Source organism: Pseudarthrobacter sp. TE9888, assembly GCF_056279345.1.
The window spans coordinates 523,832-535,984 of the sequence record NZ_JBWBRD010000002.1 but is presented as its reverse complement, the minus strand read 5'-3'; the positions used below and the strand labels follow the sequence as shown (position 1 = coordinate 535,984).

Below are 12,153 nucleotides of genomic sequence, written 5' to 3'. Positions count from 1 at the left end.
TGCCATGAAGCCCCGGAGGCCGCGGCGCCGGCTTCGCCGGTTGGGCATCACGGCACTGGTTGTCCTGGTGCTGCTCATGGCCTCTGCGTTGGCCAACGTGGCCCTGGAGTCGCGGGAGAAGGCCACCACCCCGTCCTACGGGGAGCGCGTCGCGGTGGCAGGGGGTTCGCTGAACGTGGTCCGTAACGGGAGCGGGGCCGGGCGGCAGGGGCCGCCCATCGTCCTGCTCAGCGGCCTGGGAACCGCCGCCCCTGGCCTGGATTTTGCCCCGCTGATGCGCGAGCTGGGTGAATTCGACGTGATGGTGGTGGAAGGCTTCGGGTACGGTTACAGCGACCTGGTGGCCAGTGCCCGGACGAATGAGAACATCAGCACCGAACTCCATGAGGTCCTGTCAAAGCTCCAGGTACGGCAGCCCTACGTCCTGGCCGGCCACTCGATTGCCGGGTTCTACCTGCTGGACTATGCCAACCGGTACCGTCCGGAGGTGGCCGCGGTGGTGGGCATTGACGCCACCATTCCCAAGCCGGGGGACCACCCGGTGACGGAACCGGAGACCGGCGTCAACTGGGTGAAGCTGCTGGCTGCCATGGGGCTGGTGCGGGCGGCGGCCGCGGTGGCGCCGGGGGTTTTCGATCCGGACAGCCATGCCTATTCGGACGAAGAGCTGCAGCGGATGCGCACCATGATGCTGTGGAACCTGGGCAATCCTGCGGTGGCGGATGAGACCGCCCGGATCGGCAACAACGCGGCGGCGCTCCGGGGAGTCACCTACCCGGTGGACCTGCCCGTGCTGGCGTTCGTTGCCGATGAGGGGGACGGCAGGGCGGCGGCGAAAACGGCAGCAGCCCAGGAGCTCCTCAGGAACGTCACCCGGCACGAGGTGCTGCCGCTGCAGGGCGGGCACTACCTGCACTGGACGCAGGCCGGACGGATGGCGGAAGAGATCCGGCGGTTCCTGGCCCCGGCCGACCTGTTCTACCCCCATGACGTGGTCGTTGCCGCGCATCCGGATGGCCACCACGGCGCCGGAAGCTGCGGTGAGGACCGCGACGGCGGCAACGGCGGCGGGGATGCCGTAAAGGTCGGCCAGGACACCGGAGAGCAGGGCACCCACGGCGAATCCGCCGTCGCGCCACAACCGGTACACGCCCACGGAGCGCGCCCGCCAGGCAGGGTGTGCGACGTCGCCGATGGCGGCCAGGAGGGTGGGGTAGACCAGGGCGGTGCCCAGGCCCAGCACGACGGCGGCGGCGAGCCAGGGCCCGAAGCTGTGGGCGGCTGCGGTGATGCCCAGCGCCACGGCCTGGACCAGCATGCCGGCGGTGATGAACCATTTGCGGCCCCAGCGGTCCGAGGCGGCGCCGGTGGCCAGTTGCGCTGCACCCCAGGCGGCGGGGTAGGCGGCAGCGAGGATGCCGATCTGCCCAAGGTCCAGCCCGGCGCCGGCGAACAGGACGGGGAAGAGGCCCCAGGCCAGGCCGTCGTTGAGGTTGTTGACCAGGCCCGCCTGGCTGGCTGCCGAGAGGGAACGGTCCTTGAAGCTGGTGAGGGTGAACACCTGGCCGGTGGTGAGTCCGGCGTGGGCGCCGCTGGAGTTGGCGGCGTGCTGGGAGGCTTCGGTTTTGGCGTGGTGGTGGGTTTCCCTGACGGCCAGGACGGTCAGTCCCAGGCCGAGGGCGATATAGGCCGCACCGAGCAGGAACGGGGCGGGGCGCAGGCCATAGGCGGTGGCCAGGTAGCCGGTGGCCAGCGCGGTGGCGGCCACCCCCAGGTAGCCGGCGGCCTCGTTGAACCCCATGGCCAGTCCGCGCTGCCTGGGGCCCACCAGGTCCATTTTCATGATGACGGCGGTGGACCAGGTCAGTCCCTGGCTGATGCCCAGCAGGACGTTGGCGGCCACGATCCAAGCCCAGGACGGGCCGAAGATGAGCATCAGCGGTACGGGAACCGCTGCCAGCCAGCCGGCGATGAGGACCGGTTTGCGGCCGTACTTGTCGGAGAGGGTGCCGGCGAAGTAGTTCATCGCGGCCTTGGACAGGCCGAAGGCCAGGATGTACGTCAGCGCCCCTGTGTAGAGGTCCAGGTGGAACTCCTGGGAGGCCAGCAGGGGCAGGACCGTGCGTTCCTGGCCCAGGGTTCCGCCCACCAGGGCATTGACGGAAACCAGCAGCATGAACTGCGCCAGGTTCTGCCGCAGGCCCAGCACGGGGCCGGCCGGACCGGCTGCGGGAAGTGTTCTGCCCTGCATTGGCTGCTCCATTCCTGGCGGGGACATTGGTGGGGACATGAAAGTGGCCCGGGCGTGTGGGGGCACGCCCGGGCCGGGTCCGGAGGCGCTGGGGACGCACCGGACCAGGGCCCGGGCAGGAGGGGGGTCCTGCCCGGGCGGTCTGTGGGTGTCCTGGTCAGACGGCGGGGACGCTGTTCTGCCAGGCGTTCCAGGCGGCGTAGCTGCCGTCCAGTTCGACGACGTCGTACCCGGCGCGGCGCAGGGCGCTGGCGGCTACGGAGTTCCTTACACCGGACTGGCAGTAGGAGACGATGGTGCCGCCGGCCGGCAGCTCATCGAGGTGCCACATGACGCGGCCGCCGCTGAGCTGGTAGGAACCCGGGACGTGCCCGGCCTTGTGCTCGGTCTTGTTCCGGACGTCCAGGACCATGGCGGCGTCGAAACCTTCGAGTTCCTCAGGCTGGATCAGCTTGGGGGTGAAGGTGGGCAGCCCCTCAATGCTGGTGAGGTAGCCGGCCACGTTGTCGATGCCCACGCGGACCAGGTGGTCCCACATGTCCTGGGCCTGGTCCTGGTCATTGGCCAGGAGCACCAGCGGGTTCTTGTCGGTTTCCGGGTTGACTACCCAGGCGCCGTAGCTGGCCACGGACTTGCCGGCCGGGACGTTCAGGGACCGGGCCACGGTGCCTTTGTGGACTTCGGCGTTGGAGCGGGTGTCGATGAAGGTGAGGGTGTCCTCCGCCAGGCCTGCTGCGACGATTTCGGTGGAGAGTTCGGGCAGCGGAGCGCGTTCGCCCATGACGTCCGGGCCTACGCGGTTTTCGCGCTTCATGCGGCCGAAGTAGGCGTGGGCGTCGGGCTGGCCGTCGAGGAGTTCGTCGATGAAGCCCTGTTCGTCGTTGGCGGCGAGGTAGGGGCCCCACCAGGCGTAGAGGCGTTCGTAGCCCACGGTGGAGGAGGGGATGGCGCCGAGGGCCTTGCCGCAGGCGCTGCCGGCGCCGTGGGCGGGGTGGACCTGGACGTAGTCGGGCAGGGTGAGGAACTTGTCGCGGAGGCTGGCGAAGAGCTGCTTGGCGCCCTCGAAACGGGTGTCCACGCCGCCGGCTGCCTCGTCCAGCAGGTCCGGCCGGCCCAGGTCGCCGGAGAAGACGAAGTCACCGGAGAGCAGGTAGCCGGGCTTGTCGCTGAACGCGCCGTCGGTGACCAGGAAGGACAGGTGCTCCGGGGTGTGCCCGGGGGTGTGGACCGCCTTGATGGTGATGTTGCCCAGGGTGATGATGTCGCCGTCGTACAGCCGCTCGCCCTCGAACTGGTACTGCCAGTCGGGGCCGCCCTCGCCGGAAACGTAGATCTTGGCGCCGGTGGCGGCAGCCAGTTCGCGGGTGCCGGAGAGGTAGTCGGCGTGGATGTGGGTCTCGGTGACGGCCACGATTTTCATGCCGTTCTTGGCGGCCAGCTCCTGGTACACGGCGATGTCGCGGCGGCCGTCCACCACGATCGCTTCACCCTTGGCCTGGCAGCCGATGACGTAGCTGGCCTGGGCGAGGTCTTCGTCGTAAATGCGCTCGATAAGCATCTGGTGCTCTCCTTCAGTTGAAAGGGGATTGGGAGGTTGTTCTGGATTCAGTATAGATACCCCCGGGGGTATATCGCAAGTGCGCTGCGGCCTATGCGGATGTCCTGCGGAAGAGCCTTGTCAGCAGGCGCCGGAGGCCTGGTGCTGCGGGGTTTCTTGATGGCGCCGGCTGGTCTGCCGGAGTTTGGTTGTAGGTGACGGGGTGCCCTGCCCGGTACCACTCGGTGATCCCGCCGGCCACGTTGACCGCGGTGTATCCGTGGTCGGTGAGGATCCGTTCGGCCTGGCTGCTGCGTTTGCCTGACCCGCACAGCAGGTAGATCGTGCCGTTGGGCAGGTCCGCGAGCCGGGAGGGCAGCTCGTTCAGGGGAATGTTCAGGCTCCCCGGAACATGCGCGGTGGCATGCTCCTCCCGGCTGCGGACGTCCACCAGCGTGGCCCGGGGCCACACCCGGGCAAGTTCGTCCGCCGTGACGGAGCGGAACGCCTGCGGGTCCGTCATGGTGTCAGGCGTGCTGGTGGGCGGCCTCGGCGCGGAGCTTGTCCATGTCCAGGTCCTTGACGGCCTGGATGACTTCCTCCAGGCCGGTGGCGTTGAGGGCGCCGGGCTGGGAGAAGACCAGGGTCTTGTCCTTGAAGGCCATCAGGGTGGGGATGGAGGTGATGTTCGCCGCGGCCGCGAGGGCCTGTTCGGCCTCGGTGTCCACCTTGGCGAAGGTGATGTCCGGGTGGCGGTCCGCGGCGGCGCCGTAGGTGGGGGCGAACATCCGGCAGGGGCCGCACCAGGCTGCCCAGAAGTCAACGAAGACGATGTCGTTCTCCTCCAGGGTCTGGGCGAAGGATTGCTGGGTGATGTCGATGGTTGCCATGGTCTGTCGTTGTCCTTTCGGGCGGTTGGGGTGGGTGCCCTGGGTTGGCGGGGCGGGTGGTGCTAGGTGGTGGGGAGTCCGGCGCGGGTCCAGGCGGTCATGCCGCCGGCCATGGTGTCGGCTTTGTAGCCGGCGCCGTTGAGGGCGTCGGCGACGGCGGCGCTGCGGTTGCCGCTGCGGCAGACGGCGATCACGGGCACGGTGGGATCGAGTTCGCCCAGGCGGGCCTGCAGTTGGCCCATGGGGATGTGCAGGGCGCCGGGAATCATGCCCTCGGCGACTTCGAAGTCCTCGCGGACGTCGAGGATCCGGGCGGTGGAGCGGCGCTCTTCGGCTTCGGTGATGGTGATTTCAGCCATGGTGGTTCTCCTTTGAAGTGGTTGGTGGCTGGGAGCTGGTGGGGTGTTGCTAGCGGACGGGTTCGCCGGCCTGGCGCCAGGCGGCCATGCCGCCGCGCACCGAGTAGGCGTCGTATCCTTTGGCGGCCAGGAGCCGGGCTGCGGAGGCGGAGCGGACGCCGGAGGCGCAGACGGCAATTACCGGCCGGGTCTTCTGGATGCCGGCAGTGCTGGTCTGCAGCCGGTCCAGGGGGACGTGCTTGGCCTGCGGCGCCCGGCCGGTCCGCCATTCCTGGGCAGACCTGACGTCGATGAGCGTGGCCCCGGAACCCAGGAGTTCCTTTGCCTGTGCCACGGAAATCGTTTTGTAGGGCTTGCTGAAGGCCTTCTTGAGGGAATCAATCAGTCCCATGGTGTTCTCCTCTGTGGAGGGGTCAGGCGGTGACCGTGCCGGCGGTGACCCACGCCGCGACGGCGAAGATGAGTACCGCGAACGAGATGCGGATGTGTTTGTCGTGCAGGTGCCGGGCGAACCTGGCGGCCACCACCGATCCCACGATCGCCGGGATGGCGAACGCCAGGGTGGTGGACCAGTCGATGGTGTAGCCGGCGGCGTGGGCGCTGAACCCGGCAGCCGAGTTGACCACGATGATGGCCAGGGATGTTCCCACGGCCTGCTTCATGCGCAGGCCCAGGAAGATGGTCAGTGCGGGGGTGATGAGGAAGCCGCCGCCCACGCCCAGCAGTCCGGTGAGGAACCCGACCAGCAGGCCCACACCCACGGCCTTCGGGGCGCAGGACCGGAAGGCCCGGTTCGGTCCGGTGCTGCAGGATCCCTCGCTTTCGCGGGGCTTGCTGAGCATCCGGATGCCGGCGGCCACCATGATCACGGCGAAAGCCAGCATCAGGATGTTCGGGTCCAGCAGCTTGCCCACGGCCGCGCCGGCCCAGGCTGCCGGGATGCCGGCACCCCCCACCAGGGCGATCACGGGCCAGTTCAGTCCTTCCCGGAACCGGGGGAGCAGGGCTGCCAGCGAGGAGATTCCCACCACCAGCAGGGAGGTGGGAATGGCCTGGGCGGGGCTCATGCCCACGCCGTACACCAGGGCCGGAACGGCAATGATGGACCCGCCGCCGCCAACTACGCCCAGTACGACGCCGACGACGAGCCCCAGACCCAGGGCCGGGATCATGCCGCTGCGCCCTCTTCAGCCGACTGCACGGGAAGCTGCAGGATGGCGCTTTCGCGGGTGGGCTCCTTGGCTGCCTTGTTCCAGGGCATGGCCGAGAGGGCCTTGCCCATGGCGCAGGTGTTGGTCGCGGCCGAGAAGGTCAGTCCGGTGCCGATGGCACCGGCCAGCATGCGCACCTTGGGAGAGACGAACTTGCCGCCGGCCAGGCCCAGCACCACCAGGGAGCCGGCGGCCAGGCGGACCTGGCGCTCCAGGTCCCAGCGGTCCTTGCCCTTGACCACGTCGCCGCCCGCGGCGGCGAATCCGGGAACCCCGCCGGTGAGGACGTAAGCGGTGTCAAGGCCGACAGTGGCCATGCGCTGGCGGGCCTGCTCGGCGCGGACGCCGGACTGGCAGACCAGGACTACCCGCGAACCCAGCCGGGCGGCGAGTTCGTCGGTGTGCTCGGAGAGCAGGGGAAGCGGCACGTTGTAGGAGCCGCGGATGTGCATGGACTCGAATTCAGCGGCCGAGCGAACATCGATCACCACGAGGTCCTGGTGTTCCTTAATCCAGGACTTGAGGGCCTCAGGGGCGAGTGCGGTAACGGCTGTTGCTTTGGAAGGGGGCGTCATGGGTGGCCTCTCGGAAGGGGTCGGGTTGATACCCCACCGAGTATTACAGATACCCCCGGGGGTAGTCAAAACACCCATGGGGGTATATAGTTGAACGCAAGCCCCTTACCGATGGAGACCCCGTTATGGAACTGAACCCCACAGAGCTCACGCCCGTGATCAACCGCCTCAAGCGGGCACAGGGCCAGCTTGCCGCCGTCACCCGGATGCTCGAGGAAGGCCGCGACTGCAAGGACGTCGTCACCCAGCTGGCGGCCGTGTCCAAGGCCCTTGACCGCGCCGGCTTCGCCATCATCGCCACGGGTCTTGAGCAGTGCATCGTCCAGAAGGACGAAACCATGGACCGGAAGGACCTGGAGAAGCTCTTCCTCTCGCTGGCCTGACCTGGCCCCGCACCGCAACCGACCGCCCGGCAATTTTCAAGGAGCATCATGACCTACACCCTGGCCACCACTGTTTCCCTTCCCTGGGCGGAGGCGCTGGAGCGCACCCGCGAAGCCCTTGCCGCGCAGGGGTTCGGGATCCTGACCGAAATCAACATCCGGTCCACCTTCGAAGCCAAGCTCGGCGCCGACGCCGCGGACGCCGTCGGCGATTACGTCATCCTCGGCGCCTGCAACCCAGCCCTTGCCAGCCGCGCCCTGGCCGCCGAGCCGGAGATGGGTGCCCTGCTGCCCTGCAACGTGGTGGTGCGCCGGAACAGCGCGGCAGAGTCCACCACGGTCGAAGCGATCGATCCGCAGACAATGGTGCAGCTCAGCAGCGCGCCTTCGGTGAAGGACGTGGCGGACGACGCCGGCACGCGCCTTCGCAAGGCCCTCGCCAGCCTGGGCGGGACGCCGGCCTAGCGGCCTGCGCCCAAGAACCACAACGCGGCGCCCCGCTGTCAGCGGGGCGCCGCGTTGCTTGCGTTTAAGGCGGCCCAAGGGGCTGGAACCTGCCAATCCCCGCCGGTAGTGTCCGTAGCCCCATGTGATCTACTGCTGAGTAGCCTGGCTATTCTGGACGGCGGAACGGAAAGGGACACCATGGCAGAACCCCTTGTCATCGTTTTTGACGTGAATGAGACCCTCTCGGACATGGGTCCCCTTGCGGATGCCTTCGAGCAGGCCGGTGCGCAGCGGGAACTGGCCAGGCTCTGGTTCGCCACCCTGCTGCGGGACGGCTTCGCCCTCGCCGCGAGCGGGGACAACCGGGCCTTCGCCGATATTGGCGCCGACGCCCTCGGCGCCCTGCTGGAAGCCGAAGGGGTGCCGGGAGACCTGGACGCCGCCGTCGGCCGCGTCATGGCAGCTATGCAGGACCTTGCCCTCCACCCTGATGTCCCGGCCGGGGCCAGGGCCCTGGCCGCAGCCGGGCACCGCCTCATCACCCTGACAAACGGCGCGGCCGCCAACACTGAAAAGCTGCTCGGGGCCGGGGGCATCCGGGACAACTTTGAGCTGCTGCTCTCCGTGGCGGACGCAGCCGCATGGAAGCCCGCCCAGGCCGCGTACCACTACGCGGCAGCTGCCGCCGGCGCGCATCCTTCCGGGATGCTGCTGGTGGCCGTGCACCCCTGGGACATCCACGGTGCAGCCCGGGCCGGACTGCGGACCGCCTGGATCAACCGGACCGGTGCCCGCTACCCCTCCTATTTCCGGGCGCCGGACATCGTCATCGCGGCCCTGACCGAACTGCCGGCCGCCCTCGCCGCATAAGCGGCTGTTCCGGCCCGCAGCCGTGGTGGCGGACGCCGCGGAAAAGCCTGTAGTCTCTGTTCACGGTGATGGATCCCGCCGGAAGGCCCGCGCAGGTGCGCGGTCTTCGAACCGCCGCCTGGCTGATGGTTCCTGCCTTTGCTGATCCGAAGGTAGGTGGCCCGTGCCCGCAGCCAGCCCAGTCTTCCTGCCCCCGGCCCGACCAGGAGAGCCCATGACTGAGCCCGAGAAACCACAAGACTCCGCCGGCGCCGTGCCCTACGTCCCCCGGAAAATCGGCGGTCCGGTGCTCATGGGCGTGGTGCCCGGCCAGCCACTGGTGGTCGCCCACCGTGCCGCCGAACTGGCGTACAGCCTGGGCGTGAAACTTGTCTGTGCCTACGTGGACGTCACCACTTACCTGGCGGAAGAGCCCGGCGGCAGGGTGGAAGCCCGCCCCATCGACCCCGACGGGATTGACGACGACATCGAAGGGATCAGCGCCTCCATCGCCGGTGGCCTCCGCGAAGCCCTGGGGGGCACCGGGATCGACTGGTCCTTCGTGACCCTGGCGGGGGACCCGGCCCGGGCACTGGGACGCCTGGCCGAATCCACTGATGCCTCCGTCATCGTGGTGGGCACCCGGGAACGCGGGCTCGGCGCCCGGTTCGAGGAACTGCTGGTGGGATCCGTCGCCGTCCACCTGACCCACCGCCAGCACCGGCCCGTCCTGGTGGTCCCGCTGGCCCCGCATTCCAGGCACCAGCCGAAGGCGGCCCGCTGATGGAGCAGCCTGTCCCCAGGGCCGACGCGCAGGACGCAGTAGACCAGGGCACCCTGGGCCGGGCGCGGGCCCACCGTCCGGTCCACCTGCACCCCGGGTTTGTCCTGGTGGTCACCGCCGGCGGCATCTTCGGCGCCCTGGCCCGCTACGGGGTAGCCAGCGTCCTGCCCGCACCGGGCGGCTGGCCGCTGCCCACCCTGACCATCAACCTGGCCGGCGCCTTCCTGCTCGGCGCCTTGCTGGAGGCCCTGGTCCGCCGGGGGCCCGACGCCGGACGGCTGAGGCTGGTCCGGCTGCTGGTGGGCACCGGGTTCATGGGAGCGTTCACCACCTACAGCACCCTGGCCGTGGAAGCCACCACCCTGTTCAGTGCCGGCCGCAGCGCCGACGCCGTCATCTACGTCGGCGCCTCCGTGGTTGCCGGCGCGGTGGCAACCGTGGCCGGCATCCGCCTGGCAGCAGCCCACCACGCCCGCACCACACCACGGCCGGGGCCGGCCGGTCCTGGCAACGGAGGAAGAAGGTGAGCCCCCTGGTCATCATCCTGCTGGGACTCGCCGGCGGACTCGGAGCCGCCACCCGCTTCGTGGTGGATGGCCTGGTGCGCGCCAAAATCAGGACCGCCCTGCCGGTGGGCACCATCGCCATCAACGTCACGGGATCGTTCCTGCTGGGCCTCCTCGCCGGTGCCGTGATCGTGCATGCGGCCCCGCCCGAGCTGCAGGCCATCGCCGGCACGGGGTTCCTCGGCGGCTACACCACCTTCAGCACGGCCAGCTTCGAAACAGTCCGCCTGGTCCAGTCCCGCCGCACCGGCCTGGCACTCCTCAACGCCGTGGGCACCGCGGTGGCCGCGGTGGGCGCCGCAGCCGGCGGCTTCGCCGTCGCAGGCCTGCTCTGACGGGACCTGCCCTGGCGGGACCGGGCCCAGCGTAGCCGGCTAGGCAATCCGGGCGGGAACCTCCCGCAGCCCGGCGCGGTGCAGGCGTTCCAGCTGGACCACATCACGGGTGAAGGACAACGTGAGCAGGGCCAGGGCCAGCGCGGGAACCAGGACCGCGGCCAGGGCAGGGACGCCGGGGAGCAGCGCAAGGAGCAGGGCAAACGGCTGGAATGCCCCGATGGCCTTCCGGGACGCCCTGAACGGCAGCGCCGCGCGAAGGTGCGGCCGGACGAGGCCTGCCACCACGAAGACGTAATACATGGCCCCGATGCCCAGCGTCCACGGACCGGCCACGGGAGCCGCCGCGACGGACAACACCAGCACCAGGGCGGCGTCCGTGGCGGAATCGAACCGCGCCCCGGCTGCCGAGGAGGTGCCAGTGCGCCGCGCCACCACGCCGTCCAGCCCGTCCAGGAGGAATGCGGCGGCGCCCAGGATGGGCAGGAGCAGGTCGGTGCGGCGGCCCGTGAACAGCTGCGGAACCGCCAGCACCGCGCACAGGGCCACCAGGATGGCGCGCAGCAGGGTCACCCGGTCCGCCGGCGTTGAGAAGCGCGGGATCCGCCGCAGGACCGAGCCGGCGGCGGCCACGGCCACCAACGCCCCCGCGCACAGGCCGGCCAGTTGGAGGAGCAGCCCGGACGGGGACAGGAGCGTCAGCGCGAGCGCCGAGAGCGCGTAGGCAGAAACGGCCCCGAACGCATCCGGCACCGCCCGCTCAGCCCCGCTCATCTCCCACCTCCCCTCGCATGCTAACAACGGCCGGGGTGATGCTCACCGCCGGCGGCGCGGCGCCCGAACCTGCGGCCCGGCGTCGGACGTTCCCCTGCGGCGGCTGCGGACCAGGCCGGCGAGCGCCAGCAGGGCGCCGGCCCCCTCGGCTGCGGCGCTCAGGGATTTGGAGAAGAACCAGACCGGGTCGTACATGGCCGGGATCGGCCCGATGGCAGGGATGTCCACGTACCGGTACAGCATGACGGCGGCGAACGCGCTGAGGGCCACCACCAGGGCCACGGCATAGGCAGCCCTGCTGCCGCGGACCAGGACGTAAACGCCGGCCACCAGCGCGGCCGCCGCCTCGAGCAGGAACAAAGTGCCCTGGCTGACGGTGCCCGGCTGCGTGTTCTGGTACCCGGGGGCCAGGAACAGGTGCACGCCGGCATCGATGAACAGCGCCAGGGCGGTCAGTAATCGTAGAGCCACGCTTATGTATACGCCCGAAGTTCCCTTCCGGTTCATTCGGCCCTGTTCTCCTTGTGGGATTTATGGGGAATATTTAGGGGCATCCGCATTCTTGCGCCCTTTAGCGGGCAGCCGAGCCTGCGGCCCTACGAGCAAGGAGAATGACAATGACCCTTCCCAAGGACATCACGCCGGGAATCTGGACCCTGGACATGTCACACAGCGAGATCGGCTTCAGTGTCCGCCATGCCGGGATCAGCAAGGTCCGCGGCCGCTTCACCGAAGCCCAGGCCGAGGCTCGCGTGGGCGAGTCGCTGGCGGACTCGTCGGTGCATGCCACGGTGTCCACCGCCAGCTTCGACTCCGGTGACGCCAACCGCGACGCCCACGTGCGCGGGGCGGACTTCTTCGACGTCGAGAAGTATCCCGAGATGACGTTCCGCGGCACCGCCATTGAAGGGGACGGGGAGGACTACACCCTGACCGGGGACCTGACCATCAAGGGCGTGACCCAGCCCATCGAGCTGGAAGTCGAGTTCACCGGTGTCGCTGTGGATCCCTTTGGCGCCACGCGGGCGGGTTTCTCGGCCGAAACAGAGATCAGCCGGAAAGCCTTTGGACTCACCTGGAACGCAGCCCTCGAAGCCGGCGGCGTGCTGGTCAGCGACAAGGTGAAGATCAACCTAGAAGCTGCGCTGGTCAAGCAGGGCTAAGCCCCAGGTTCCCGCTGCGCCCGTTACTT

General features: G+C 69.3%; 16 protein-coding genes, 2 pseudogenes and 1 riboswitch. Of the genes and pseudogenes, 8 read left to right on the top strand and 10 right to left on the bottom strand.

All coding sequences use genetic code 11. From position 1 onward, the window contains the following. Positions 1-4: 4 nt before the first annotated feature. Positions 5-562, top strand: a pseudogene (locus tag ACZ9J7_RS03140) (alpha/beta fold hydrolase); the annotation flags it as partial. 426 nt (positions 563-988) lie between these two features. Here the strand turns inward: ACZ9J7_RS03140 and ACZ9J7_RS03135 are convergent. The 8 genes and pseudogenes from ACZ9J7_RS03135 to ACZ9J7_RS03100 all read right to left on the bottom strand — a co-directional run. Then, positions 989-2,251: pseudogene (locus ACZ9J7_RS03135) on the bottom strand (MFS transporter); the annotation flags it as partial. 157 nt (positions 2,252-2,408) lie between these two features. Beyond that, positions 2,409-3,809, bottom strand: coding sequence for an MBL fold metallo-hydrolase (locus ACZ9J7_RS03130; RefSeq protein ID WP_476206954.1), 1,401 nt, complete (start codon positions 3,807-3,809; stop codon positions 2,409-2,411). Positions 3,810-3,900: 91 nt separating this feature from the next. After that, on the bottom strand, positions 3,901-4,311 hold the full coding sequence (locus tag ACZ9J7_RS03125; RefSeq protein ID WP_476206952.1) for a rhodanese-like domain-containing protein: 411 nt from the start codon (positions 4,309-4,311) through the stop codon (positions 3,901-3,903). 4 nt (positions 4,312-4,315) lie between these two features. Further along, positions 4,316-4,678, bottom strand: a complete 363-nt coding sequence (gene trxA / locus ACZ9J7_RS03120) for a thioredoxin (RefSeq protein WP_476206950.1) — start codon at positions 4,676-4,678, stop codon at positions 4,316-4,318. A 62-nt stretch (positions 4,679-4,740) separates the two neighbouring features. After that, positions 4,741-5,037 carry a rhodanese-like domain-containing protein gene (locus ACZ9J7_RS03115; RefSeq protein WP_307359436.1) on the bottom strand — a complete coding sequence of 99 codons (297 nt, stop codon included), beginning with the start codon at positions 5,035-5,037 and terminating at the stop codon, positions 4,741-4,743. A gap of 49 nt (positions 5,038-5,086) precedes the next feature. Then, positions 5,087-5,428: a rhodanese-like domain-containing protein gene (locus tag ACZ9J7_RS03110; RefSeq protein WP_224026918.1), complete on the bottom strand. Its 342-nt coding sequence runs from the start codon at positions 5,426-5,428 to the stop codon at positions 5,087-5,089. A 22-nt stretch (positions 5,429-5,450) separates the two neighbouring features. After that, complete coding sequence (locus ACZ9J7_RS03105; RefSeq protein WP_307359431.1) at positions 5,451-6,209, bottom strand: sulfite exporter TauE/SafE family protein; 759 nt, start codon at positions 6,207-6,209, stop codon at positions 5,451-5,453. Next, positions 6,206-6,823, bottom strand: a complete 618-nt coding sequence (locus ACZ9J7_RS03100; protein ID WP_307359429.1) for a rhodanese-like domain-containing protein — start codon at positions 6,821-6,823, stop codon at positions 6,206-6,208. Before ACZ9J7_RS03100 ends, ACZ9J7_RS03105 begins: the two co-directional genes overlap by 4 nt. A gap of 125 nt (positions 6,824-6,948) precedes the next feature. Here ACZ9J7_RS03100 and ACZ9J7_RS03095 point away from each other — a divergent pair, with 125 nt between their 5' ends. The 6 genes from ACZ9J7_RS03095 to crcB all read left to right on the top strand — a co-directional run bounded on the left by ACZ9J7_RS03095 (position 6,949) and on the right by crcB (position 10,187). Beyond that, a complete protein-coding gene (locus ACZ9J7_RS03095; RefSeq protein ID WP_043452296.1) occupies positions 6,949-7,206 on the top strand; it encodes a metal-sensitive transcriptional regulator in 258 nt (85 codons plus the stop codon). A gap of 48 nt (positions 7,207-7,254) precedes the next feature. Next, on the top strand, positions 7,255-7,671 hold the full coding sequence (locus tag ACZ9J7_RS03090; RefSeq protein ID WP_476206942.1) for a DUF302 domain-containing protein: 417 nt from the start codon (positions 7,255-7,257) through the stop codon (positions 7,669-7,671). A gap of 180 nt (positions 7,672-7,851) precedes the next feature. Then, the gene (locus ACZ9J7_RS03085; RefSeq protein ID WP_476206940.1) at positions 7,852-8,523 is read left to right on the top strand and encodes a haloacid dehalogenase type II; all 672 of its coding nucleotides are present in this window, start codon (positions 7,852-7,854) and stop codon (positions 8,521-8,523) included. Between the two features lie 55 nt (positions 8,524-8,578). Continuing rightward, positions 8,579-8,665: riboswitch (Fluoride riboswitch) on the top strand. 72 nt (positions 8,666-8,737) lie between these two features. Beyond that, positions 8,738-9,286 carry a universal stress protein gene (locus tag ACZ9J7_RS03080; RefSeq protein WP_476206938.1) on the top strand — a complete coding sequence of 183 codons (549 nt, stop codon included), beginning with the start codon at positions 8,738-8,740 and terminating at the stop codon, positions 9,284-9,286. After that, positions 9,286-9,813 (top strand): fluoride efflux transporter FluC, encoded by a 528-nt coding sequence (locus tag ACZ9J7_RS03075; protein WP_476206936.1) that lies wholly within the window; start codon positions 9,286-9,288, stop codon positions 9,811-9,813. The genes ACZ9J7_RS03080 and ACZ9J7_RS03075 overlap by 1 nt, the downstream gene beginning before the upstream one ends. Further along, on the top strand, positions 9,810-10,187 hold the full coding sequence (crcB, locus tag ACZ9J7_RS03070) for a fluoride efflux transporter CrcB (protein WP_476206934.1): 378 nt from the start codon (positions 9,810-9,812) through the stop codon (positions 10,185-10,187). The genes ACZ9J7_RS03075 and crcB overlap by 4 nt, the downstream gene beginning before the upstream one ends. A gap of 39 nt (positions 10,188-10,226) precedes the next feature. Here crcB and ACZ9J7_RS03065 read toward each other — a convergent pair whose 3' ends face one another. Together ACZ9J7_RS03065 and ACZ9J7_RS03060 are read right to left on the bottom strand one after the other, a co-directional pair. Beyond that, a complete protein-coding gene (locus tag ACZ9J7_RS03065; RefSeq protein WP_476206932.1) occupies positions 10,227-10,961 on the bottom strand; it encodes a CDP-alcohol phosphatidyltransferase family protein in 735 nt (244 codons plus the stop codon). Between the two features lie 42 nt (positions 10,962-11,003). After that, a complete protein-coding gene (locus ACZ9J7_RS03060) occupies positions 11,004-11,432 on the bottom strand; it encodes a hypothetical protein (RefSeq protein ID WP_476206930.1) in 429 nt (142 codons plus the stop codon). A 146-nt stretch (positions 11,433-11,578) separates the two neighbouring features. Between ACZ9J7_RS03060 and ACZ9J7_RS03055 the strand changes: the two genes are divergently transcribed. Further along, complete coding sequence (locus tag ACZ9J7_RS03055; protein ID WP_476206928.1) at positions 11,579-12,124, top strand: YceI family protein; 546 nt, start codon at positions 11,579-11,581, stop codon at positions 12,122-12,124. Positions 12,125-12,153 lie beyond the last annotated feature (29 nt).